This is a genomic window from Mycobacterium sp. 852014-50255_SCH5639931, from assembly GCF_001665605.1.
In the GTDB taxonomy this organism is placed as follows: Bacteria; Actinomycetota; Actinomycetes; order Mycobacteriales; family Mycobacteriaceae; genus Mycobacterium; species Mycobacterium paraffinicum.
On the sequence record NZ_LZSV01000004.1, the window covers coordinates 184,445 to 208,108 of the forward strand.

The following is a 23,664-nucleotide window of genomic DNA, read 5'->3' on the forward strand; positions in this document are numbered from 1 at the left end:
CTCAGTGATTGCAACCCTGACGCGGTCATAGTCTTGACCGTAAATTCCTCGCGTGGTCTATGCGCACAACGTGACATTGCGGTTCGGCGTGTAAAAAAAGCTGCTTGAGCCAGCTAATTACGAGCAGATTAATTGCGTTAAGAGAATGGAAAACAGGGTTGAGTCATATGGACGGCAGCCGGGCTGAGCGAGCCCTATGAACGGCGCGACCATCGCGAAGCCCATGAACGCGCTGGGCGATTTCTTCGTGCTCAGCGCCCAAGCGCTCATCGCCGCGGTGCGGGGCCCGTGGGCGTGGCGGGAGTTGCTCGAGCAGATCTGGTTCGTGGCCCGGGTGTCCATCTTCCCGACGATCATGCTGTCCATTCCGTACACGGTCCTCATCGTGTTCGTCCTGAACATCTTGCTGGTCGAGATCGGCGCCGGTGATCTGTCCGGCGCCGGCGCGGGACTGGCGTCGGTGACGCAGGTCGGGCCGGTCGTGACGGCGATGGTCGTCTCCGGCGCGGGGTCGACTGCGATGTGCGCCGACCTCGGCGCCCGCACCATTCGTGAGGAAATCGACGCGATGAAGGTGATCGGCGTCGATCCGATTCAGGCCCTGGTGGTTCCCCGCATCATCGCCGCCACATTCGTCGCGGTGTTGTTGTATTCGGTGGTCGCTGTCACCGGGTTGACGGGTAGCTACGTTTTCGTGGTCTTCGTTCAGCACGTCACCCCCGGCGCGTTCGTCGCAGGAATGACTTTGGTCACCGGGCTTCCCCAAGTGGTGACATCGCTGATCAAGGCAACGCTGTTCGGGCTGTCGGCGGGTCTGATCGCCTGCTACAAGGGCCTGTCGGTGGGCGGCGGACCGACCGGTGTCGGCAACGCCGTCAACGAGACCGTGGTGTTCTCCTTCATGGCGCTGTTCTTCATCAACATCGTGCTCACCGCGCTCGGCGTGAAGGTGACCGCGAAATGACCGGCGCGGCAAGGGAACCGTCGTGGTTCGTCACCTTCGGTCCGCGGGTGACCGATTACACCCGCAAGCTGGGCGAGCAGACCGAGTTCTATGGGAAGTCTTTGGCGTCGACCGTCGACGCGGTGCGCCGCTACCCCAACGAACTTCTGCGGCTCATCGCCGAGATGGGTATGGGCACAGGGGCTTTGGCGGTGATCGGGGGGACCGTGGGCATCATCGGCTTCCTTACCCTGACCACCGGCGCGCTGGTCGCGGTGCAGGGCTACGACACGCTGTCCAACGTCGGAGTCGAGGCGTTGACCGGTTTTCTGTCGGCTTTCTTGAATGTTCGGATGATCGCGCCGTGCACGGCAGGCTTGGCACTGGCAGCCACGATCGGTGCGGGCGCGACGGCGCAACTGGGGGCGATGCGGATCAACGAGGAGATCGACGCTCTGGAAGTGATGGGTATCCGCGCCATCACGTATCTGTCGTCGACACGGATCATCGCCGGCATTCTGGTGGTCATCCCGCTCTACGCCGTCGCCGTGCTGATGTCGTTCATCGCCGCCAAGTTCCTGACGATTTACAGCTACGGCCAGTCCCGCGGCGTATACGAGCACTACTTCTCCACGTTTCTGCGCCCCACCGACTTGTTCTGGTCGTTCCTGGCGGCCCTGACCATGGCGACGGGTGTGATGGTCGTGCACACCTACTACGGTTTCACCGCGACTGGTGGTCCCGCCGGGGTGGGCGAGGCTGTCGGTCGTTCAGTGCGGTCATCGATGATCGTCACAGCGTTTGTCTGCCTGGCGATTTCGTTGTCCGTCTACGGGCAGTCCGGCAACTTCAACCTGTCGGGATGACTGCATGAGCAATCACACCGGGAGCGGACCGCGGCAAAGGAATCGGGTCCGCCACAGCAGAATCGACCCCGTCTGGTGGGCTCCGACTCTGTTCATCCTGGTCGCGGGAATAGTCGCCTTGACCGCCGGGGCGTTCTCGGGCAAGTTCCAGGAAACGGTCCCGCTGACGCTGGTGTCGGATCGGGCCGGCCTCGTGATGGAGCAGGGCGCCAAGGTCAAGCTGCGCGGCGTGCAGGTCGGCCAGGTCGGTTCGGTCGGCACCGACGTGAAAGCGGCTCAGCTGCAACTCAAGATGCAGCCCGGCCCGTTCAAGTTCTTGCCGAGCAACCTCGAGGCCGAGATCAAGTCGACGACGGCGTTCGGGTCGAAGTACGTCGACCTGATCGTGCCCGAACACCCCAGCGAGACCCCGCTCAAGCCCGGGGCGGTGCTGCATTCGCGGAATGTCACGGTCGAGGTCAACACCGTTTTCGAGAACCTTCAATCGGTGGTCCATGCGATCGACCCGGCGAAGCTCAACGCGATCTTGTCAGCCTTCTCGGAAGCGTTGCGCGGCAAGGGGGAACGGATCGGCGAGGCCATCACCGGTGCGAACAACGTGCTGCTGACCGTCAACCCCCGCATGGACACCATCGACAGGGACTGGAGGCTGTTCGGCAAGACCACGGCGATCTATTCCGATGCCGCGCAGAACATCCTGTCGATCCTGGACTCGGCGACGACGACCAGCGCCACCCTCACCGAAAACCAACGCTCGCTCGACACGCTGTTGCTGTCGACGGTCGGCCTGAGCCAGGCCGGCATCAACGTCATCGGCAGGAACGAATCCAACATCGTGCGATCCATCAACCTGCTCGATCCGACCACGGCGCTGCTGAACAAATATTCGCCGACGTTCACCTGCTTGTTCCAGGGGGCACAGTGGTACGTGGACCACGGAGGCCGGGATGCATTGGGCGGCAACGGTTATTCTGTGATCTTGGACGCCGGGCTGCTGTTCGGTGACGACCCCTACCGCTACCCGAAACACCTTCCGAAGACGAACGCCACCGGCGGCCCGGGGGGCAGGGCCAGCTGTGGGTCGCTGCCCGACCCGAGTGCCAACTTCCCGGTGCGGGCACTCGTCACCGACACCGGATGGGGTGCCGCCCCGAACGAGATACGTACCAACATGGCCGTCGGCAATCCGTGGTGGGCGAACTGGTTCCCGACCACGAAGAACCCGCCGGAAGCGCCACGCTACTTCTACCGTGGGGGACAACCGCCGCCGTGAAAAGACGAAAGATGTCCGCCATCATCGTGCGTATCGCGGCTTTCACGGCGGTGTGTGCGGTGTTCACGTTCACGCTGATCGCCGTGTTCGGCCAGTTTCGGTTCGAGGACCGTACCGGCTACCAGGCGGTGTTCACGAACATCTCCGGCCTGAAGTCCGGCAACTTCGTCCGCATCGCGGGGGTGGAGGTCGGCAAGGTCGGGGACCTGCATCTGCAGCGCGACGGCACCGTTGCCATCGGCTTCTCCGTGGACAAAGGTGTGCGCCTCACCGAGGGCACCAAAGCGGTTGTGCGCTACGAGAATCTGATCGGCGACCGCTACCTCGCGCTCGAGGAGGGGCCGGGCTCCCCACGCCGGCTGCCGGCGGGCGCGACGATTCCGTTGGCCCGGACGTCGCCCGCGTTGGACATCGACGCGCTGATCGGTGGGTTCCGGCCGTTGTTCCGGGCGCTGGACCCCGATCAGGTCAACGCCCTGTCCGGTCAGCTGCTCCGAATCTTTCAGGGGCAGGGCGGCACCCTCGCCTCGGTGCTGGCCCAGACCTCGATGCTGACCTCGACGTTGGCCGGGCGCAGCGAGCTGATCAGCCAGCTGATCACGAACCTGAACACCGTGCTGCACACCTTCGCCACGCGCGACCGGGGGTTCTCCGACGGTTTGGACAAGCTGTCCCAATTCGTCAACGGGTTGGCGCAGCGCAAGGACGACATCTCCACCGGGCTCGCCTACATCAATGCGGCGGCCGGGTCGGTCACCGACCTCCTTGTCCAGACGCGCCAGCCGATCAAGAACGTCGTGCATGAGACGGATCGTATGTCCGCGCAGGTGCTTTCCGACCGTGACTATTTCGACAACCTGCTCAAGCAGCTTCCCGATATCTATCAGGTTCTGGCCCGCCAAGGCCTCAACGGCGACTACTTCGGTTTCTACTTCTGCGAAGTGCTGCTGAAGGTCAACGGCAAAGGGGGGAACCCGATCTTCGTCAAACTGGTCGGCCAGCCAAGTGGGCGGTGCACGCCGCAATGAACCAGTCCAAAACCAAAGCCGGCGGCCGGCGAAGCCCTTGGAAGATCGGCGCGATGGGGGTCTTCATATTGGCCTGTGTGACCATCGCCGCCTTCAACTACGACAAGCTGCCCTTCGTCAAGAACACCAATGACTACGCGGCGTACTTCTCGGAGGCCGGCGGCATCCGACTGGGTAACACGGTGCGAGTTTCCGGCATGGGTGTCGGGAGGGTCACCGATATCAAATTGGAGGGCACCAAGGTTCGAGTCAGCTTCACCGTCCGCAAGTTCATCACGCTGGGGGACCGCACCGAAGCCGCGATCAAGACCGAAACCATCCTGGGCGCCAAGATGCTCGAGCTCACGTCCCGTGGAGAGGGGAAGCTCTCGGGCACCATTCCGCTGCAACGGACCCACTCGCCGTACGACCTTCCCGATGCGCTCGGGGACCTGACAACCCAGATCAGCGGGCTGGACACTGCGCAGTTGTCGTCTGCTTTAACGACTTTGGCCGACACCTTCAGGCAGACACCGTCGGAGGTCAGGCCCGCTTTGGAAGGCGTGGCCCGGTTCTCCGAGACATTGAACAACCGAGACACGCAGCTGCGCAGCCTGCTGGGCAGCGCGAACAAAGTCTCGACGGTGCTGGGGCGGCGCAGTCAGCAGATCGCCGCCCTGGTGGCGGACTCGAACGCGTTGCTGGCGGCACTGCTGGACGAACGCGATTCCATCGATGCGCTGATGAACAACCTCACCGCGGTGTCGCATCAGGTTTCGGGGCTGGTCGATGACAACAGGACTCAGCTCAAGCCCGCCCTCGACAAGCTCAACGGCGTGCTCGAGGTCCTCGACAACCGCAAGCAGGACATCCAGGCGAGCCTGCCCAAGTTCAAACGCTACGCGATGTCATTCGGCGAATGCCTGGGCTCCGGGCCGTTTTTCAAGGCCTACGTGGCCAACCTGATCCCGGGCCAGCTCAGTGGGCCGACGATCGACGCGCGCATGTACAACCGGTTCTTGGATCCCGAGCAGAAGCTGCCTTCGGAGTCGGTGGACCCGCCCACCGGAACGCCGCCCGTGCCCCCGGAGCGAGCGCCGCAACCGATCTGGTCCCAGCCCCCCTCGCCGGGTCCGGCGCCGGGCCCTCCGCCTGAGCCCGCGAACGCCGACACAGGGGGACAGTGATGAGCAGGCGCACACTGCAACGACTGACCGCCATCAGCCTGGTGGGCACACTTGCCGTGGCTTCGTTCCTGGTCGGCTCGAAGCTGTGGAAAGAGGTCGAAAGGAACACCTACACCGCGTATTTCACCGAAGCCAACGGCCTGTTCGTCGGCGACGATGTGCGAATCCTCGGCGTCTCGGTCGGGGTGATCGACAAGATCGAGCCGCAACCCGCCAGCTCCAGGGTCACGTTTTCCGTCGACAAGCAGTACGCCATCCCCGCCGACGCCCGCGCCGCGATCTTGTCCCCGTCGCTGGTGACGCCGAGGGCCGTTCAGCTCGTTCCCGCATACTCGGGCGGTCCCAAACTGAGCCCCGGCGCGTCGATCCCGCTCGGTCGCACCGCGGTCCCCGTCGAATGGGATGACTTTCGCAAGCAACTGGAAAAACTGACTGAAGCGTTACAGCCCACCTCCCCGGACGGGGTGAACTCGGTCGGTGAGTTCATCAACTCGACCGCCGACAACGTGCGCGGTCAGGGTGACACCGCCCGTGACACCGTGATCAAGCTGTCCGCGGCGATCTCAGCGCTCGGCGATCACGCCGACGACATCTTCAGCACGGTGCGCAACCTGCAGCTGCTGGTGTCGGCGCTGTCGTCCAGCAGTGACCTGCTCGCCTCGTTCAACCAAAACCTGGCTGCCGTCACGACGCTGCTCACGAACACTCCCAACGAAGTCGCCAATGCGGTCAAGGGCCTCGACGGTGCGCTGACCGATCTGCGCGACTTTCTGGCCGAAAACCGGGAGGCGATGGGGGTTACGTTCGATCGGCTGGCTTCCGTCACCACCGCGTTGAGCGACAGCCGCATGGACATCAAGCAGATCCTGCACGTCGCCCCGACGGTGTTCCAGAACTTCTTGAACATTTACCAGCCGGCGCAAAGCGCGATGACCGGCATCATCGCGCTGAACAACTTCGCCGACATTCCGCAGTGGATTTGCAGTTCGATCGAGTCGGCGGCGCGGGCCCGCCTGGACCGGGTGTCGAAACTGTGCTTGCAGTACATCAATCCGATCATCAAAAACCGGTTTTACAACTACATTCCGGCGGGGCTCAACCCATTCGTCGGCACCCAGGCCCGCCCCGGTGAGATCACCTACAGCGAGGATTGGCTGCGGCCCGGATATACGCCACCGGCACCACCGCCCGACGCACCCCAACCCCCGGCATCCGCCGAACCGCCGCCCGGTGAGGCGCCGCCGCCACCGCCGGCACCGAATGGCACGGTCAACTCGACGCAGGTGTTGCGGGACCTTATGCTTCCGGCGGGTGCCTCATGAGGCGCGCAATGGCGGCAGCGCTCGGCCTTGCCTGCGCCGCGGCGCTTTCCGCTTGTGGATGGAAAGGCCTGAACTCCTTCACGTTGCCCGGTACCTCCGGGAACGGGCCAGGCTCCTACACCATTCAGGCCCAGATGCCCGACGTCGTCACGATCCAGGAGAACACCCGGGTTCGGGTCGACGACGTGAACGTCGGCAACGTCACCAAGATCCAGCTGCAGGACTGGCACGCGCTGGTCACCATGCGCATCAACGGGGGTGTGCACCTGCCGGCCAATGCGACCGCCAAGTTGGGCCAGACCAGCCTGCTCGGCTCGATGCACATCGAACTCGCAGCGCCTAAGGATGAGCCGCCTGTCGGGCAATTGAAAAACGGTTCGCTCATCCCGTTGTCGCACGCCAGTATGTATCCGACCACCGAGCAGACCCTGGCATCGGTGTCAATCCTGCTCAACGGCGGCGGAATCGGGCAGCTGCAAGAGATCACGCAGGCGATCGCCAAGGCATTCGCCGGGCGCGAAAACGACATGCGCAGCCTGCTGCACCAGCTGGACGAGTTTATCGCCCGGACAAACGACCAGACCGACGACATCATCGCCGCGGCCGAAAATCTCAACTCGCTGGTCGGCCAGTTTGCCGATAAGGACCCGGTAGTCGACAAGGCGTTGACGACCGTGCCCAAAGCGCTGAAGGTGCTGGCCGACGAGCGCACCAAGATCGCCGACGCGATCGACCAGCTCGGCAAGTTCAGCGCCATCGCGGCCGACACCGTCCGCCAGAGCAAGGAATCTCTGGTCAACAACCTGCGCAATATCGCGCCGGTGCTGCGATCGCTCGCCGACGCGGGGCCGTCGCTGACCAAGGGGCTGGACGGCCTGGTGGCCTACCCGTGGCCGGCGTCCACCGCGCGGAACTGGTTCCGCGGTGACTACGCCAACCTCACCCTGATCGTCGACCTGACGTTGAGCCGCCTCGACACCGGGTTCTTCACCGGCTCACGATGGGAAGGCAACCTCACCCAGCTCGAATTGCAGTGGGGACGCACCATCGGCATGCAGCCCAGCCCGGCCACCGCGGGCAACCCGCTGACCTACCCATATCACTTCGGGGGCTACTGATGCTGCGCCTGAACCGCCGAACGTGGATACAGCTGTCGATCCTGGCGCTGGTCACCTTCGTGTCCTGTGGCGCAATGGCATTCAACTACATGAGGCTGCCCGAAACGCTGTTCGGGATCGGGGAGTACGTCGTCACCGTCGACCTGCCCCAGTCGGGCGGGCTCTACCAGACCTCCGTCGTCACCTACCGCGGAACCGATGTCGGTCAGGTCAAGTCGGTTGATGTGACCGCCACCGGGGTCCGCGCGGTGCTCGCCATCAGATCCGGCGTCAAGGTGCCCGCCGACGTCCAGGCATCAGTACACAGCCGCTCGGCGATCGGCGAGCAGTACATCGAGCTCACCCCCCAGCCGGGCAAGGACGGCGACCATGACCGGATGCTACGAGCCGGGGATTTCATCCCCGCAGGCCGAGTCGATTTGCCCGTCGACATTGGACACCTGCTCGACGTGACCAACCGTGCGCTGCAGGCGATTCCGCGCGACAACTTTCGGACTGTGGTCGACGAGACGGACCGGGCGGTCGGCGGTCTCGGGCCGGAACTGTCTCGGATCGTCGACGGCTCCGCGGCCTTGGCCATCGCGGGAGGTCGCACGGCCGGCCCGCTCGCCGCGTTGATCGACCAGACGCCTCCCGTGCTGGACTCCCAGGTGGAAACGTCGGACTCGATTGCCAGGTGGGCGAATCGAACCAACGCCATCACCGCCCAGTTCAAGGCACAGGACGCCGCGCTGCGGGACTTGTTGACGCAGGGCACTTCCGGGGCGGGGGAAAGTCGCGCGCTGCTCGACCGGGTGACGCCCGCGCTGCCCGTGCTCTTCGCGAACCTGGTCAGCCTGGGCGACATCGCCGTCGTCTACCGCCATGACATCGAGCAGCTCCTGGTGCTGTTCCCTCAGGGCATCGCGGCCATGGCCGCAATCGTCGTGCCCAGCTCGAACACCAAGCAGGAGTACCGGGGCGCCCAGCTGGACTTCAACCTCAACATCAACTTGCCACCGCCGTGCACGACCGGGTATCTGCCGCCGACTCAGCGCCGTTCGCCGGCCAACGTAGACGCACCGGATCGCCCCGCCGCGGATCTGTTCTGCCGCGTTCCGCAGGATTCGGAGTTCAATGTCCGCGGGGTGCGGAACATCCCCTGCGAGAGCAAGCCGGACAAGCGCGCGCCCACCGTCGAGTTGTGCGAAAGCGACGAAGAATACGTGCCGCTCAACGACGGCTACAACTGGAAGGGCGACCCCAACGCCACCTACAGCGGGCAGGGCGTTCCGATGTATCCGCCGGGACAGGATCCGCGGCTGCCACCGCCGCGAGGCATCGCGCCCGCCGCGCCGTCGCCGTCGCCGTTCGCTGTTGCGACATATGACCCGGCCAACGGTGACTACCTCGGCCCGGACGGGCGCCGGTACACCGAGTTCGACCTGGCGCACCCGCGTGCGAAGGACTGGCAGTCACTCCTCGTGCCGCCGGCGTAAGAGTTCAAAGGAGCAAGATGACCGAAGAAACCAGACAGCCCCAAACCGCCGATGCCGCTGAAGACCTCGGCGAGGCCACGGTGAGCGACGCCCACGACATCGACGATGCCGAAAATGCGACGGGGACCGACGAAACCACCGAGGGTGCAACGGGTTTGAAGACCCGGCTTGCCCGCCTGCGGCGCCGGGCCGGCCCGCGACATTCGCCCGGGCGGGCGTTGGTGGCCGGCGGCGTCGTCGTGGCGGCGCTGACGGGACTATCCGGTTGGCTGGGCTATCAGGCCTACCAAAAGCATGAGGCCCAAGCCCAACGCGATCTCTTCGTGCAGGTGGCGCGCCAGGGCGCGGTGAACCTCACCACGATCAACTACACGGAGGTCGACGCAGACGTGCAACGCATCCTCGATCTGGCCACCGGGGCGTTCCGTGACGACTTCGAGCAACGGTCCAAGCCATTCATCGAAGTGGTCAAGGCGGCACAGTCGAAATCGGAAGGCGCGGTCACCGATGCGGGCCTGGAATCACAGCGGGGCGACTCGGCGCAGGTGCTGGTGGCGGTCGCGGTGAAGTCGCGGACCGCGGGCGGCGAGGAGGCGCCCCGGGAATGGCGCATGCGCATCGAGGTCCGTTCCGTCGGTAACGACGCCAAGGTGTCGAATGTGGTGTTCGTGCCATGACGACTCTCGATGAAACGACCACGCACGACGAGGAGTTCGTCGAAACCGACGACGAGGCAACGCCAGAAGATGCCGCCGACATCGCCGAGAATTCCGACGACGACCGCGACACCACCACGCGGGAACGGCGGCCGATCCCGTGGTCGCGCGTCGTCGCCTATGCGGTGCTGCCCGGACTGGCGATGCTGCTGGCGTTGGCGGCGGGGTATTTCAAGTGGGTGGCGGCCTCGGCCGACGATGTGGCGCGCGCCCGTACCGAATCGGTGCGAGCCGCCAGCGAAGACGCGGTTGCCCTGTTGTCGTATAAGGCGGATTCGGTGGACAAGGACCTGGCCGCCGCACGCGAACGGCTGACCGGAGATTTCAAGGACGCGTACACGGAACTCACCCGCCAGGTGGTCATCCCGGGGGCGAAGGACAAGCACATCACCGCGGTCGCCAAAGTTGCCGCGGCGGCGCCGGTCTCGGCATCCGCTGGCCACGCCGTGGTGTTGTTGTTCGTCAACCAGACCGTGACGGTCGGGGACGGCGCTCCCACGGACACCCAACCGGTCATTCGGGTGGCGTTGGACGACGTCAACGGTCGGTGGCTGGTCTCGCACTTCGACCCGGTGTGAGGGGAGTCGCCATGATCGGGTGGACACGCATGATGCCTGCGGTCGTGCTGCTTGTCGGGCCGGGACTGCTGGCCGCCCCTGCCGCGCATGCCGACAACAAGCGGCTCAACAGCGCCGTCGTCTCCGCGGTCTACACCTTGCAGCACCAGGCGGGCTGCACGAACGACGTCATCAGGGACAATGCGCTAACGCTGGCCGCCCAACGGCACGCCGACGACATGATGAACAACCGAAACATCAACGACGACATCGGATCCGATGGGTCAACGCCGCAGGACCGGGCCAACGCCGCCGGCTTCCGGGGCAAGGCCGCCGAGACGATCGCGATTAATCCGGCCATCGCCATCAGCAGCCTGGAGCTGGTCAACCAGTGGTACTACAACCCCGACGACATGGCGATCATCCGCGACTGCGCCAACAGCTCCATGGGGGTGTGGTCGGAAAACAGTATGGACAGGACGGTCGTGGTGGCGATGTACGGCCAACCGGACCCGCGCAACCGATGACACGGCTGGAAAGAAGGTGCCTGATGAGCTCGAAGCCGGCGAGTATGGACCTCGTTGAGACCGCACATCGGTTGACCATCGGCCAGCTCGCCGAATTGCGCGGCCTGGATCCGCAGCTGCAGGTGGTGGATGTGCGCAGCCCGGACGAGACGGCGCTCGGCATCATCCCGGGTGCGCAGCGGATTCCGCTACCGACGCTGAGTGATTCGCTTTCCCTTCTGAATTCGACGACCCCGGTGGTCGTCTATTGCGGCAGCGGCGACCACTCGATCGCGGCGGCGGGCCTGCTGCGAGCCTCGGGCTTCGACGATGTGTCGGACCTGGTTGGGGGATTCGCCGCCTGGCAAGGCGCCGGATTCCCGGTGTCTGTCGGCAACGAGATCGTCGTCGAAACACCGCAAGTCGGTCCCCGGGCGGCCAAGGCATTGGTCGACGCCGGCGCACTGCTGCTTGACGTGCGTGAGCCCGGCGAATGGTGTACCGAGCACGCGCCGACCGCGATGTTGTTGCCGGCCGACCGCGTGCGTACTCGAGAACATGAACTGCCTCGCGACCGCCGGATTGTCGTGGTGTGCCGCTCGGGTGGGCGGTCGGCAGCGGTGACGGTTTCGCTTCGCCGGTCGGGCTTCGACGCGGTGAACCTGGCGGGCGGCATGTGCGCGTGGTCGGCCGCCGGATTGCCGGTCGTTACCCATGGTGGCGGCCCGGGACTGGTTGTGCACCGGGAGGATCCGCTCAATTGCGAGACATCGCTTCCCGAGCTGATCGGGGGCGCCGTGATGCCCTCCGACCACTTCTACGTCCGTAACCACTTCAGCACGCCGGTGGTGGATCCGGACCAGTATGAATTGACGGTCGGCGGCGTGGTCGAGCGGACGTTGCGGCTGCGCTTGCGCGATTTGCATAACCTGCCGAAACAGTCGCTGGTCGCGACGCTGGAATGCGCGGGCAACGGTCGCGCACAGTTCGATCCGCCCGTCGACGGCGAACAGTGGCAATTCGGGGCGGCGAGCACCGCCGAATGGACGGGTGTTCCGCTCGTCGAGATCCTTGACCGGGCGGGCCTGGCGACGCAGGCCCACGATGTCGTATTCCGTGCCGCCGACGCAGGTTTGGTCGACGGCGCGAGGGCGCCGGTGCGGTTCGAGCGCTCCCTGTCGGTGCGAGAAGCTTGCGACTCGGGTGCGATCGTCGCGTACGCGATGAACGGCGAGCCGCTACCACTGCAGCACGGTCGTCCGGTCCGGCTGATCGTGCCCGGCTGGTATTCGGTCGCGTCGGTCAAGTGGCTCACCGAGATTGAAGTCATCGACCATGCCTTCGAGGCGTTCTTCCAGACAAAGCGGTACCACTACGAATGGCAAGGCGGCGACGGTGTCGTGCGTGAGCCGGTCCGCCTGCAACGCGTCCGCGCACTGATCGCCCAGCCCGCTGACGGCGCCTCGATGACCGCCGGGGAAATCGTCGTGCGAGGCGTCGCTTGGTCGGGCGCGGCGCCGATAGACCGCGTGGACGTCTGTATCGGCGGCGGGCCGTGGCAGGCCGCCCGACTGGTCGGTGAACGCCGCCGACACAGCTGGCAATGGTGGGAGCTGTTCACCCGATGCGACGTCGGTGGACACCAGACCGTACGTGCACGGGCCACCGATGAGGCGGGCAACACGCAGCCGGAGCAACCGGACTGGAACCGATTCGGTTACGGCGGCAACGCGATCCAGACGATTTCCATCGAGGTTCTCCCGAGCCCGCCGGCCTAGCCATCGAGTTGCGACAGAACCTTCTTTACGTCCGAGGTCGTGCCGCGGTTATACGGCAGTTTGGACAGTGCCGTGGCCATGGCGCAGGTGTCGCTCAGCGCCGCGTACGTCAGGCCGCCACCGATTGCGGCGGCCAACCATTTGAGTCGTGGGATCGCAACGCTGCCCAGAACCGACGACAACGCCACCGACCCGGCGACCAGGCGGACCTGACGCTCGAAGCTCCCACCGCTGGTCGCCACGGTCCACGTCGAAACCGTGGTCCTCCCAGTCGGCGATGCCGTGTTCGAGCACCCGCCCGCTGGTAAGCCCGGCGGGTGGCCCGGGAGGCGCTACCTGCTGGAGAAGGAGTCGGACCCGTCCGGGCTGATGCTTCCGTCGTCGGCGAAATCTTCGCAGGCGCACCACCGACCCCTGTCCTGTAACCTTCGCCGAAGTTGCGTGCCGCGCTTGAGCATCAGGTGCTGGGTGTAGACCTTGTCGCGCTGCTGCGGCGAGAACGCCAAGTCCAAGTTGATCGGCAACCCGGCCCAATCGACCCGGTCGTCGAGCTGCTCATCGTCGGCGGCGCCGCGCCTCAGCCGGCACTGCAACGGGCAGACAGCTCGCACGGTGTCCTCGAGGGGCCCGTCAAAGTCCAGAGCCACGCCTAAGTCCCTCCTCGACGCAACCAATGACTGAATGGTGCAGCGAGGTTGTTTCAGCGACAGGCGCACGACGTTTCCGTCGTATTACGAGTCGCGCGACCCGGGAGGCTTAGTAGACGTCGCGGTGATAGCGCTTGTCGGCGCTCAGCGACCGGACATATTCCTTCGCCCCATCGGGATCGAGGTTGCCGTGTTCGGCCGCGATTTCGCAGAGCGCACGGTCGACGTCCTTGGCCATGGGGTCCGCGGTACCGCAGACGTACAGCTGGGCGCCGTCCTGCAGCCAGCGCCACAGCTCGGCCCCACGCTTGCGCATCAGATGCTGCACGTAGACCTTCTGCTGCTGGTCCCGCGAGAAGGCGAGGTCCAACTCTGTGAGGAAGCCGTCAGCACGCATCTTTTCGAGTTCGTCGCGGTAGTAGTAGTCGGTGGCGGCGTGCTGCTCGCCGAAGAACAGCCAGTTGGGTCCGGTGTGCCCGAGCGCGCGACGCTCCTGGAGGAACCCGCGGAAGGGCGCGATCCCGGTGCCGGGGCCGATCATGATCATCGGCGTGTGCGAATCGCCGGGTGGCCGGAAGTTGCTCGACTGCTGCAGGTAGACGGCGACGCGATCACCGGGTGAGCGGTCGGCCAGGTAGGTCGAGCACACCCCGCGGCGGGGGACGCCCTGAAAGTTGTAGCGCACCGGCGAGACGGTCAGGTGAACTTCCCCGGGGCACGCTTTTGGGCTCGACGAGATCGAGTACAGCCGCGGCTGAAGGCGTTTGAGCACCCGCAGCCACTCGTGGGCCGACGCCCAGACCGGGTGCTGCGCCAGCAGGTCGATGGACTGGCGTCCCCACGACCAATCCGACAGTGCGCGCTTGTTTTCCGGCTTCAGCAGCTCGGCGAGCGTCGAGTCGCCGGTGCGCTCCTGCACGAACCGCACCAGGTCCCGGCTGATGTGGGCGATCTCGATGCGCTCGGTGAGCGCGGAGCGCAGCGACATCAGACCCTGCTCGCCGACCTCGACGGGCGTCTGCCCGTCCAGTCCGGTGACCGCCAGCCACTCGTCGACCAACCGGTCGCTATTGCGGGGCCACACCCCCAGCGCGTCACCGGCCTCGTAGCTCACGGTTTCTTCCGGCAGGCTGAAAACCAAATGCCGCACGTCTTTTGTCGACTTCGGCTGACTCAACACGGTGTTGCGGACGATGCCGGTGATCAGGGGGTGTTTCTTGGTGTATCCGACCGTTCCGGAGCCGTTGGCCGGCCGAATCGGCGCGGCAGTCGAGGCGGTGGCCGCCGCACCGCCATCCCGGCCCACCGGCGCGGGAGTGCGCGAGAGCGCCTGGATGACACCGCTCAGCCACTTGCCCGCTGCGTCGTCGTAGTCCGGTTCGCAGTCGACCCGGTCGACGATGCGGGTCGCCCCCAACTCGGCCAAACGTTCGTCGAGTTTGCGGCCATGGCCGCAGAAGTCGTCGTAGTTGGAGTCGCCGAGTGCGAGCACGGCGTAGCGGGTGCCGGTGAATTTCGTTGCGCCGTCGGTTGTCAGTGCGCGCCAGAACCCGGAGCCGTTGTCCGGTGGTTCACCGTCACCGGTGGTGCTGGTGATCAGCAGCAGCTCCCGAGTCGTCGCCAGTTCACCCACCGGGAAGTCGTCCATGGCGCGCAACGAGACCGGGACGTCGGCGTTGCCCAGCCGGGCAGCGACATCGGCGGCGAGCTCTTCGGCGTTCCCGGTTTGCGATGCCCACAGCACCACGACGGGTGCCCGTTTGGCGGGCTTGGCTTCGGGCGGCTGGATCGTCGGTTCCTTGACCGCCGGGGCCGGCGCCGGCCGCGGGGCGCCTTCACGGGAGAACAGGCCCGCGAGCAGGCCATCCACCCACAGCCGGGTGCCGGGATCGAAGGGAGCGCTTTGCGGCAGGGTCGGCACCCCGGCGGTGCGCCGGCCCGCATCCGACCGAAGCGCGGTCAACATCCCGGCAAGGTAGGAGCGGCCGAGCTCGTCGAATTCCGGTGCGGGTTTGGTTGCGACGCCGAGCAAGTCGGCGAGGGCGTCGACCTGTGACGCGCTGATTTCCAGCACCTCTGTGGAAACGGGTTCTGGTGTCTCGGTACTCGGATCTGCCGGGGCGACAGAGACTTTCGCCAACGTGACCGCGCACGCCTTGAATTCCGGTTGGTTCGAGATCGGGTCCACCGCGTCGTTGGTGACCGCGTTGATCGCCAGGTATTCGCCGAACACGTCGTTCCAGTGGAACGGGGCGAAGCAGTTACCGGTGCGCACCCGGTCGCTGATAACGGCGGGCAGCACGGCGCGACCGCGGCGGGAGGCGATTTCGATCGCGTCGCCTGCGGTGATCTGCAGACGGGCGGCGTCGTCCGGGTGGATCTCCACGAACGGTCCGGGATTGAGCTTGTTGAGCTTGGCGACCTTGCCGGTCTTGGTCATCGTGTGCCACTGGTGCGGTAGGCGACCGGTGTTCAACAGGAAGGGGTAGTCGTTGTCCGGCATTTCCTCGGGCGGGAGGTGTGGGCGGGCGAAGAAGACCGCACGACCATTCGCGGTGGGGAAGGCCAGCCGGGGAGAGCTGCCGTCCTCGCGGACCAGCCGGGCCTGGCTGACGCCGTCATTGAGGTAACGAATGGGGTTGCGCTCGCACGTCCTCCCGGGTGCGCATGGCCATTGCAGCGGGCCCTGACGCAGCCGTTCGTAGCTGACGCCGCGCAGGTCGTAGCCGGTCTTCGGGTTCGAGAACCGTTTGATCTCTTCGAAGACCTCTTCGGCGGAGCCGTAGCTGAAAGCGGCCGAAAAGCCCATCTCGCAGGCGATCCGGGCGATGATCTGCCAGTCGGGCATCGCGTCACCCGGCGCGGTGACGGCCGGCTGGAACAGCGTCATGTTGCGCTCGGAATTGACCATCACACCCTCGGCTTCCGACCACAGGGCCGCCGGCAGCAGCACGTCGGCGTATTCGTTGGTCTCCGTTTCGAGGAAGGCGTCCTGGGTGATGACCAACTCGGCACGCTCCAGACCGGCCAGCACGGTCTTCCGATTGGCAACGGAGGCAACGGGATTGGTGCAGATGATCCAGCACGCTTTGATTTCACCGCTGGCCATCCGGGAGAACATGTCGATCGTGCCGGTGCCGACCTCGGTGCGGAGTGTACCGCGGGGGATACCCCACTGGTCTTCGGTGAAGGCGCGGTCTTCCGCGGATAGGGCCGAGCGCTGGCCCGGCAGTCCCGGCCCCATGTAGCCCATTTCGCGGCCGCCCATCGCGTTGGGCTGCCCGGTGAGCGAGAAGGGTCCGCTGCCGGGTTTGCAGATCGCGCCGGTGGCCAGGTGCAGGTTACAGAGGGCGTTGGTGTTCCAGGTGCCGTGCGTGCTCTGGTTGAGGCCCATGGTCCAGCAGCTCACGAAATTCTCAGCCTCGCCGATCATCCGGGCCGCCGCGCGGATGTGCTCTTCGGGAATCCCGGTGATTTCGCTGACCTTGTCGGGGGTGTACTGCTCCAAAAAGCTGGGCATCGCCTCCCACCCCTCGGTGAACTCGGCGATGAAGTCGGGATCGGTGTGCCCGTTTTCAACGATCTGCTGCAGCAACCCGTTGAGCAGTGCGAGGTCGGAACCGGGCGAGATCTGGAGGAACAGGTCGGCCTTGTCGGCGGTCGCGGTGCGGCGCGGATCGACGACGATGAGTTTTGCGCCGGCCTTGACGCGGTCCATCATCCGCAAGAACAGGATGGGGTGGCAGTCGGCCATGTTGGCGCCGATGACGAAGAAGACGTCGGCGTGTTCGAAGTCTTGGTAAGAGCCTGGTGGTCCGTCGGCGCCCAGGGAGAGCTTGTAGCCGGAACCGGCGCTGGCCATGCACAGCCGCGAGTTCGACTCGATCTGGTTGGTGCCGATGAAGCCCTTGGTCAGCTTGTTCGCCAGGTACTGCGCCTCGATGGACATCTGGCCCGACACGTACATCGCGAAGGAATCCGGGCCATGCGTGTCGATGATCGCCCGTAACCGGTTCGCGCACTGGGCGATAGCCCGGTCCATATCGACGGGCTCGACGGGCTCACCGCGGTCGGTGCGTACGTGTGCGGATTCCATCCGCCCGGGCGCACCGAGCAAGTCGGAAGTGGTTGTCCCCTTGGTGCACAACCGGCCGAAGTTGGCTGGATGTTCTTTGTTTCCAATCGACTTCGCGATGTGACGGCGACCGCTCTCGGGATCGGTTGTGACCTGCAACACCATCCCGCAGCCGACGCCGCAGTATGCGCACATGGTGTTCACGGCATCGTGCTGTGACGCCATGGACTCCCTGGTCACGCACTTCCTCCTTTGAGCGCAACGGGCTTACGTTGAATGGTGCGACGAGGATGTTTCGGCACCGGATATCCGGAGTTTCCCCCGCTTTACGGCTTCCTCTCACCGGCGAAAGCGCCCGCGTGATGTCTTGGAAAAGCCGCATGTCCCCAGGTCAGGGTGGGTCATCGTCGACCCGCCGACTCCGCTCAAGGCTACCGGCGGGGCCGGGCGGTTTACCTGTCAGAACATGGTCTCCGACCAAACAAATGGGACATTCACAGCCTTCGCTAAGCTCACCGAGTGCGTCAGCTGATTGTGATCCTGCTGATCCTGCTGGCCTCCGGTTGCGGCTGGAAGCAAGCCGGTTCGCCGCCGGTGTCACCCGATAAGTGCAAGGATTCCGACGGGCCGGCGCCCGCCACGGTGCAGCGGGCCATCGCCTCGGTCCCGATCACCGTCCCCGGTACGACGTGGGTGGAAATCGCTCGCGGACATGCCAAGAAGTGCCGCTTGTACTGGGTGCAGATCATCCCGACGATTGCCAGTGAATCCACCGGGCAGCAGCTGCTGTTCTTCGATCACAACACTCCGCTGGGTGCACCAACCCCAAATCCCAAGCCGTACATCACCGTTCTGCCGCCCTCCGATGACGCCGTCGCGGTCCAGTACCAATGGTTGAAGGGCAACGATCAGCCCTGCTGTCCCACCGGCGTTGGCACGGTGAAGTTCGAGATCGGCCCGGACGGCAAGCTGAAGGCGCTCGGCAAAATCCCGAATCAATAGCGTTGCGTTACAACGCGATCAAGCGGCCCGTCAGTTCGTGATCTCGTCCGCCAAGTTTTCCGGGTGCAGCATCTCGGCGTAGCGCAGTTGCTCCGGAATCCCGAAGCCGTCGACGAGCGTTTGCGCGTGCGGGCGCAGCGCGCGGCACCGATCGTTGATACCGCGGGTGACGGCCTTGGCCCGCTCGGTGGACAGGTAGCGATGCTCGATGTACCAGGCCTTGTCGTGCTCGATCACCGACAGCGCGTACAAATCACACAGGATGCCGAGCAGTTCGCGGGCTTCCTCGTGCGGGCACGCGTCGATGCCGGCGACGAACGCTTCGAGCACCACCCGGTCGATGTGCGCGGAAGCGGCGTGCAGCACGTGATCCTGCACCGCGTTGAAGGCATCGAATTCCGACATCTCCTTGGACTTGGCCTGCAGTCGACGCGCGACGGACGCCAGCAGGTATTCCTCGCGGTCCTCGAACATTTTGATCTGCGTGCCGCGGTTGAAGAGGCTGCCCTCTTCCTCGCTGTCCTGTCGGGAGTCCACGATGGTTTGGATAATCGTCTCGGCGGCAGTGCGTTTGACGACGCGCTCGCCGACGGTGTTGGCGGCGAAACGCACCCATTCGACCGGGCTCATGCTGCGGATGTCGTCGGCGTAAGCCGTCAGCAGCTCCTTGGCCACCAACTGCGTCAGCACGTGGTTGTCGCCCTCGAACGTGGTGAAGACGTCGGTGTCACCGCGCAATGCGACCAACCGGTTCTCGGCCATGTAGCCCGCGCCGCCGCAAGCCTCTCGCGCCTCCTGAATCGCCCGGGACGCGTGCCAGGTGTTGGCCGCCTTCAGCCCGGCGGCGCGCGCCTCCAATTCCCGCTGCTCGTCGGCGTCGACGGCGTCCGCGGTCTGGATGTCGTGGCATTTACTGACCAACTCGTTCTGGGCAAACTGCAGCGCGTATGACTTTGCGATCAAAGGGAACAATCGGCGCTGATGCACCAGGTAGTCCATGATCAGCACCTCGGACTCGTCATCGGGTGCGCTGAATTGCTTGCGCTGCAACGCGTATCGCGTGGCGATGTCCAGCGCGACGCGACCCGCGGCGCCCGCGCTGCCGCCCACCGTGATCCGTCCGCGGACCAACGTGCCCAGCATGGTGAAGAATCGGCGGTTCGGATTCTCGATCGGCGAACTGTAGGTGCCGTCCGGCGCCACGTCGCCGTATTTGTTCAACAGGTTCACCCGCGGGACGCGTACGTGGTCGAACACGATGCGGCCGTTGTCGACGCCGGGCAGGCCGCCCTTGTATTCACAGTCCGAGGTGGTCACGCCGGGCAGGTCGTTGCCGTCGGAGTCGCGGATCGGCACCATCAGGCAGTGCACGCCGTGGTGAAGCGGTTTGCCGTCCTCGTGCGTGATCAGTTGGGCGAATACCGCTGCCATGGTGGCCGTTTCGGCCGCGCCACCGATGTAGTCCTTGCGCGCCGTCGGCGTGGGGGAGTCGATGACGAACTCTTCGGTCTCGGGGTCGTAGGTCGCGGTGGTCTCCAGCGACTGGACGTCGCTGCCGTGCCCGGTCTCGGTCATCGCGAAGCAGCCCCGCAACTCGAGGCTGATGATCTTCTTCACGTACGTCTCGTGATGACGCTCGGTGCCCAGGTTCTCCACGGCGCCGCCGAATAGGCCCCACTGGACGCCGGCCTTCACCATCAACGACAGGTCCGACATCGCGAGCATCTCGATCATCGTGATCGCCGCGCCGATGTCGCCGGTGCCGCCGTGCTCCTTGCGGAAGTTGTCGGCCGCGGCACCGAACGCGGCCATGATCCTCATCTGCTCGGCCACCTTGGTGCGCGCGATCACCGTGTTCGGGGTGTAGTGGGGCCGGAACAGGTCCTCGCTCATGGTGGATCGCAGCTGGTTTCTCGTGTCCCGCCAACGCCCGTCGAGGGCGTTGCGCAGCTGCTCGGCAATGGTTGCGGTGTCTGGCGCCATAACCCGACCGTATCCTGCGGTTCCCGTCGCGGGAATAACGACCTGATGACAGGGGCGAGCCAATTGGTGTTTCACCGAGCGTGCCTCCAGTGCGAGGTCGAGGCCCGATTCTCGCGCTGAGTGCACGCTCGGCGATACCTTCTCGGGTATGTGCCGTCTGAGGGTTGCGTCCGTGTGCCTCGCCCTGTTGCTGGGGGGATGCTCGCCCGCCCACCCGCCCACTCCGGCGCCCACGCCGCGGCCGATGCTGACTTACCTCGGTCAGTCGCGGATCCCGTTCAATGCCACCTTCGACGGCACCGTCATCGGCGGGTTGTCGGCGCTCAGCTATGACGCGGGCCGTCACCTCTATTACGTCATCAGCGACGACCGCTCCGAGAAGAACCCGGCCCGCTTTTACACCGTGCAATTGTCCTTGTCGGACAGGGGAATCGACAACGTCACCTTCACCGGCACCCGCCCGCTGCTGGACCGGTCCGGCCAGCCGTTCCCGCCGCTCAGGCCGGACGCCACGCCACCCGTCATTCCCCCGGATCCCGAGGGCGTCGCCTTCGATCCCGGCCGGCAACGGCTGTATTGGTCCTCCGAAGGCGAGCGGCGCACCGCGGGACCGTTGCTGCTCGACCCGTGGGTGCGATCGGCTGCGCTCGACGGCGCCTACCTCGGCCAGTTCACGCTGCCGGCGAACCTGGCGATGTCCGCGCAGCCCACGGGTCCGCGCCGGAACAAGGCGCTAGAGGGATTGGCGCTGACGCCCGATGGCCAATCGCTGTTCGCCGCGATGGAGGACCCCGGTTACAACGACGGGCCGGTCAGCGACGACGGCCACCGCGTGCTCACCCGGGTGACCAAGTTCGACGTCGCCTCCGGGGCGCCCACCGCGCAGTACGCCTACCCGATGGAGCCGCCCACACCGCCCGCCGACGTCAACGGCCTCTCCGACCTGGTCGCGCTGTCGGACACCACGTTTCTGGTGATCGAACGATCCTCCGCCATGCCGCCGACCGTGCGGATTTACCGGGCCGAGATCGGCGCGGCGACCGACGTTTTGGCCACCCCGTCGATGAAGGACGCGGCCGTGACCCCGATGAGCAAGACCCTGGCGGTCGACTTGTCCGCCACGCCGGGACTGTCGCCCCTCGATAATGTCGAGGGCATCACGCTGGGGCCGAAGCTGCCCGATGGTCGTCAATCGGTGGTGCTGGTCAGCGACAACAACTTCTCACCGAGTCAGGTCACTCAGTTCCTGTTGTTCGCGATGTGACGCCCTAGGGATCTGCCGCTGGACGACCGGCCTCAGCCGATAGAGGGCGAAGCCCGCGGCCGCGACGCCGAAGAGCACCAGCATCGTCATGTCGAACACCCACCAGCCGCTGTAGTGGGTCCACATCTGCGAGTTGGCGGCCAGCCCGTCGACCCTGCGCAGGTCAACGGTGGACGCCGACGCGGCGAAGCCCCATTGGGCCGGGACGAACCAGGAGACCTGTTGGAAGCCCCATTTGCTCACCAGCTGAACGAGGCTTCCGTTGAACAGCGCGGACGCCAGGATCACCGGCAGCAGCAGCGGCAACACCTCACGCAGCGACGTCCCCAGCGCCGACAACGCGAGCCCGACCACCGCGGACACGATGGCCGTCACCGCCACGCTCGCATACAGCTCGACCGTGGCGTTGTGCAGCAAGGCGGCGCCACGCGGGGGTCCGCCCCTGCCGGCGACGACGATGGCGAACACGATGGCCGTCAGGATGGCCGCGGCCAGGCCGAACACCAGGATCTTGGCGGCCAGGTAGGCCGCGGTCGACAGCCCGAGAGCCTGCTCGCGCCGGAAGATGCGTTGCTCGCGCGCCACGGCCCGGATGGTCAGCGCGGTGCCGATGATCACCGCGGCGACGTTGAGCGCAGCCAGGATCTCGATGGCCTCGTGCGGGTGAGTACTGCCCGGCCCGGGCCGGGCGAGGCCCGAATCGCCCGGTATCAGCAGGGTCAGACCCGCAAGCGCGAACGGCAAGATCGCCAAGAGCACGAAATAGAGGCGGTCGGCGAAAATCAGCCGGACATCGCGGCGGGCCAGCAGCCGGATCTGCCGCGTCATGGCGGGCTCGGCGGGGGGCGGCGGCGGGGCGGTGATCTCCGGCGGCGCCGTCAACGTCGATCCCGGCGGCCGGGCGCGGAAGGCGCGGTGGGTTCCGTCTGGGTCGGCGCTCACCCGCTCGAGCACCCTCGACCAGTCGGCGGTGCCCATCGCGGACTCGATCTGCAGTGGCGGGCCCAGAAAGGCCGGCGTGCCGGCGGAGGTGAGAACCAGCACCTGGTCACAAAGGTCGAGGTTCGTCAACGACGTCTGCGACGACACGGCGGCCACGACCACGCAGCCGATGTCGGCCTGGCGCCGCAGCATTGCCATCACGTGGCGTTGCTGCTCCGCGTCCAGACCGGCGGTCGGCTCGTCGACGACGAGCAGTGTCGGCCGGGTGATGAGCTCGACCGCCAGCGCGGCACACCGGCGCACCTCGGGCGAAAGCTTGCCGATCCGGCTGGACTCGTATGGTGTCAGCTCGAGCTCCTCGAGAACCTGGCTGACCACGCGGTCGCGTTGCTCGGGTGGAATGTCGTGCGGCAGGCGAATTTCGGCGGCGTATCTAAGGGCCTGGGCGACGGTGAGCTGGCGGTGCAGGCGGTCCTCGGACGAGACGATGCCGATGCGGGTGCGCATGGACTCCGGCTCGGCGTGCACGTCGTGGCCGTCGACGGTGACCCGCCCGGAGCTGAGTTGCCTGGTGCCTGCGAGCAGGCCGAGCAGCGCGGAGTTGCGTGCGGCCGACGGCCCGACGACCGCGGTGAATGTGCCCGGACGCGCCGTGAACGAGATGTCCGACACGATCTCGCGTCCGTCGATGCCGAGACCCAGCTGGTATGCGACCACCCCCACCGTGCGCGCGTCGGCTTTGAGTGGCAAGCGATAGGTGGCATTCGCCTCCGCGGTGCGGAAGGAGGGGCGCGCGACGCGCAGCTTCGAGGTGATCATCCGCTCGATGAGGCCCGGGCCACCCTTCTCCGGGGCCTCGGCCGCGGCGGCGGGCTCGGCGGGCGGCTCGACCGGCGGCGGTTGCGGCGGCACGACGCGCATGCGCTGGGTCTCGCGCAGGGTCGGCGCGCGCAGGTTCGGATCGATCGGATGGGCGGGGGTCGGAGCGGCGGGGGGAGGA

18 protein-coding genes and 1 pseudogene are annotated in these 23,664 nt (G+C 65.8%); 14 read left to right on the forward strand and 5 right to left on the reverse strand.

Annotated features, from left to right (window positions below; translation table 11 throughout):
- The first annotated feature begins 196 nt into the window (after nucleotides 1–196).
- Genes A5758_RS04020 through A5758_RS24955 form a run of 12 tightly spaced genes read left to right on the forward strand, consistent with a single transcriptional unit; the run spans nucleotide 197 to nucleotide 12,751 of the window.
- Nucleotides 197–964 carry an ABC transporter permease gene (locus A5758_RS04020; RefSeq protein WP_067736721.1) on the forward strand — a complete coding sequence of 256 codons (768 nt, stop codon included), beginning with the start codon at nucleotides 197–199 and terminating at the stop codon, nucleotides 962–964.
- Nucleotides 961–1,809, forward strand: coding sequence for an ABC transporter permease (locus A5758_RS04025; RefSeq protein WP_067736724.1), 849 nt, complete (start codon nucleotides 961–963; stop codon nucleotides 1,807–1,809). Before A5758_RS04020 ends, A5758_RS04025 begins: the two co-directional genes overlap by 4 nt.
- 4 nt (nucleotides 1,810–1,813) lie before the next feature.
- Nucleotides 1,814–3,082 (forward strand): MCE family protein, encoded by a 1,269-nt coding sequence (locus tag A5758_RS04030; RefSeq protein ID WP_067736727.1) that lies wholly within the window; start codon nucleotides 1,814–1,816, stop codon nucleotides 3,080–3,082.
- Nucleotides 3,083–3,093: 11 nt separating this feature from the next.
- Nucleotides 3,094–4,110, forward strand: a complete 1,017-nt coding sequence (locus tag A5758_RS04035) for an MCE family protein (RefSeq protein ID WP_067736731.1) — start codon at nucleotides 3,094–3,096, stop codon at nucleotides 4,108–4,110.
- Nucleotides 4,111–4,163: 53 nt separating this feature from the next.
- Nucleotides 4,164–5,276 carry an MCE family protein gene (locus A5758_RS04040; RefSeq protein WP_369816374.1) on the forward strand — a complete coding sequence of 371 codons (1,113 nt, stop codon included), beginning with the start codon at nucleotides 4,164–4,166 and terminating at the stop codon, nucleotides 5,274–5,276.
- On the forward strand, nucleotides 5,276–6,598 hold the full coding sequence (locus tag A5758_RS04045; protein WP_067736739.1) for an MCE family protein: 1,323 nt from the start codon (nucleotides 5,276–5,278) through the stop codon (nucleotides 6,596–6,598). Before A5758_RS04040 ends, A5758_RS04045 begins: the two co-directional genes overlap by 1 nt.
- Nucleotides 6,595–7,716: an MCE family protein gene (locus A5758_RS04050; protein ID WP_067736744.1), complete on the forward strand. Its 1,122-nt coding sequence runs from the start codon at nucleotides 6,595–6,597 to the stop codon at nucleotides 7,714–7,716. The genes A5758_RS04045 and A5758_RS04050 overlap by 4 nt, the downstream gene beginning before the upstream one ends.
- Nucleotides 7,716–9,194, forward strand: coding sequence for an MCE family protein (locus tag A5758_RS04055; RefSeq protein WP_067736748.1), 1,479 nt, complete (start codon nucleotides 7,716–7,718; stop codon nucleotides 9,192–9,194). Before A5758_RS04050 ends, A5758_RS04055 begins: the two co-directional genes overlap by 1 nt.
- Before the next feature lie 17 nt (nucleotides 9,195–9,211).
- A complete protein-coding gene (locus A5758_RS04060) occupies nucleotides 9,212–9,871 on the forward strand; it encodes an Mce protein (RefSeq protein ID WP_156622483.1) in 660 nt (219 codons plus the stop codon).
- Nucleotides 9,868–10,488, forward strand: coding sequence for a hypothetical protein (locus A5758_RS04065; protein WP_231987216.1), 621 nt, complete (start codon nucleotides 9,868–9,870; stop codon nucleotides 10,486–10,488). Before A5758_RS04060 ends, A5758_RS04065 begins: the two co-directional genes overlap by 4 nt.
- 11 nt (nucleotides 10,489–10,499) lie before the next feature.
- A complete protein-coding gene (locus A5758_RS04070; protein WP_156622484.1) occupies nucleotides 10,500–10,994 on the forward strand; it encodes a CAP domain-containing protein in 495 nt (164 codons plus the stop codon).
- A 23-nt stretch (nucleotides 10,995–11,017) separates the two neighbouring features.
- Nucleotides 11,018–12,751 carry a molybdopterin-dependent oxidoreductase gene (locus tag A5758_RS24955; protein ID WP_197503732.1) on the forward strand — a complete coding sequence of 578 codons (1,734 nt, stop codon included), beginning with the start codon at nucleotides 11,018–11,020 and terminating at the stop codon, nucleotides 12,749–12,751.
- Here A5758_RS24955 and A5758_RS26175 read toward each other — a convergent pair.
- The 3 genes and pseudogenes from A5758_RS26175 to A5758_RS04090 form a co-directional block, all read right to left on the reverse strand.
- Nucleotides 12,748–13,066: pseudogene (locus A5758_RS26175) on the reverse strand (DUF2892 domain-containing protein); the annotation flags it as partial. The gene A5758_RS24955 and the pseudogene A5758_RS26175 sit on opposite strands and share 4 nt — an antisense overlap.
- Before the next feature lie 17 nt (nucleotides 13,067–13,083).
- On the reverse strand, nucleotides 13,084–13,398 hold the full coding sequence (locus A5758_RS26180) for a hypothetical protein (RefSeq protein ID WP_231987217.1): 315 nt from the start codon (nucleotides 13,396–13,398) through the stop codon (nucleotides 13,084–13,086).
- Nucleotides 13,399–13,507: 109 nt separating this feature from the next.
- Entirely contained in the window at nucleotides 13,508–17,698 is a 4,191-nt protein-coding gene (locus A5758_RS04090) for a bifunctional nitrate reductase/sulfite reductase flavoprotein subunit alpha (protein WP_067736825.1), read from the reverse strand.
- Between the two features lie 309 nt (nucleotides 17,699–18,007).
- Between A5758_RS04090 and A5758_RS04095 the strand changes: the two genes are divergently transcribed.
- The gene (locus A5758_RS04095) at nucleotides 18,008–18,475 is read left to right on the forward strand and encodes an LppP/LprE family lipoprotein (protein WP_067736829.1); all 468 of its coding nucleotides are present in this window, start codon (nucleotides 18,008–18,010) and stop codon (nucleotides 18,473–18,475) included.
- A 30-nt stretch (nucleotides 18,476–18,505) separates the two neighbouring features.
- Here the strand turns inward: A5758_RS04095 and A5758_RS04100 are convergent, their stop codons facing one another.
- The gene (locus A5758_RS04100) at nucleotides 18,506–20,458 is read right to left on the reverse strand and encodes an acyl-CoA dehydrogenase (RefSeq protein WP_067736751.1); all 1,953 of its coding nucleotides are present in this window, start codon (nucleotides 20,456–20,458) and stop codon (nucleotides 18,506–18,508) included.
- A 148-nt stretch (nucleotides 20,459–20,606) separates the two neighbouring features.
- Here A5758_RS04100 and A5758_RS04105 point away from each other — a divergent pair, with 148 nt between their 5' ends.
- A complete protein-coding gene (locus tag A5758_RS04105) occupies nucleotides 20,607–21,722 on the forward strand; it encodes an esterase-like activity of phytase family protein (protein ID WP_067736754.1) in 1,116 nt (371 codons plus the stop codon).
- Here A5758_RS04105 and A5758_RS04110 read toward each other — a convergent pair.
- A partial coding sequence (locus tag A5758_RS04110; protein WP_369816375.1) for an ATP-binding cassette domain-containing protein occupies nucleotides 21,681–23,664 on the reverse strand: 1,984 nt, incomplete at its 5' end. The genes A5758_RS04105 and A5758_RS04110 overlap by 42 nt on opposite strands.

Bases quoted from the DNA above. Each gene is read 5' to 3' on its own strand.
- A5758_RS04025 (WP_067736724.1), top strand. From the start codon at position 961: ATGACCGGCGCGGCAAGGGAACCGTCGTGGTTCGTCACCTTCGGTCCG.
- A5758_RS04035 (WP_067736731.1), top strand. From the start codon at position 3,094: ATGTCCGCCATCATCGTGCGTATCGCGGCTTTCACGGCGGTGTGTGCG.
- A5758_RS04050 (WP_067736744.1), top strand. From the start codon at position 6,595: ATGAGGCGCGCAATGGCGGCAGCGCTCGGCCTTGCCTGCGCCGCGGCG.
- A5758_RS04100 (WP_067736751.1), bottom strand. From the start codon at position 20,458: ATGGCGCCAGACACCGCAACCATTGCCGAGCAGCTGCGCAACGCCCTC.
- A5758_RS04065 (WP_231987216.1), top strand. From the start codon at position 9,868: ATGACGACTCTCGATGAAACGACCACGCACGACGAGGAGTTCGTCGAA.
- A5758_RS04040 (WP_369816374.1), top strand. From the start codon at position 4,164: ATGGGGGTCTTCATATTGGCCTGTGTGACCATCGCCGCCTTCAACTAC.
- A5758_RS24955 (WP_197503732.1), top strand. From the start codon at position 11,018: ATGAGCTCGAAGCCGGCGAGTATGGACCTCGTTGAGACCGCACATCGG.
- A5758_RS04045 (WP_067736739.1), top strand. From the start codon at position 5,276: ATGAGCAGGCGCACACTGCAACGACTGACCGCCATCAGCCTGGTGGGC.
- A5758_RS04060 (WP_156622483.1), top strand. From the start codon at position 9,212: ATGACCGAAGAAACCAGACAGCCCCAAACCGCCGATGCCGCTGAAGAC.
- A5758_RS04105 (WP_067736754.1), top strand. From the start codon at position 20,607: ATGTGCCGTCTGAGGGTTGCGTCCGTGTGCCTCGCCCTGTTGCTGGGG.
- A5758_RS04090 (WP_067736825.1), bottom strand. From the start codon at position 17,698: ATGGCGTCACAGCACGATGCCGTGAACACCATGTGCGCATACTGCGGC.
- A5758_RS04030 (WP_067736727.1), top strand. From the start codon at position 1,814: ATGAGCAATCACACCGGGAGCGGACCGCGGCAAAGGAATCGGGTCCGC.
- A5758_RS04070 (WP_156622484.1), top strand. From the start codon at position 10,500: ATGATCGGGTGGACACGCATGATGCCTGCGGTCGTGCTGCTTGTCGGG.
- A5758_RS04055 (WP_067736748.1), top strand. From the start codon at position 7,716: ATGCTGCGCCTGAACCGCCGAACGTGGATACAGCTGTCGATCCTGGCG.
- A5758_RS04020 (WP_067736721.1), top strand. From the start codon at position 197: ATGAACGGCGCGACCATCGCGAAGCCCATGAACGCGCTGGGCGATTTC.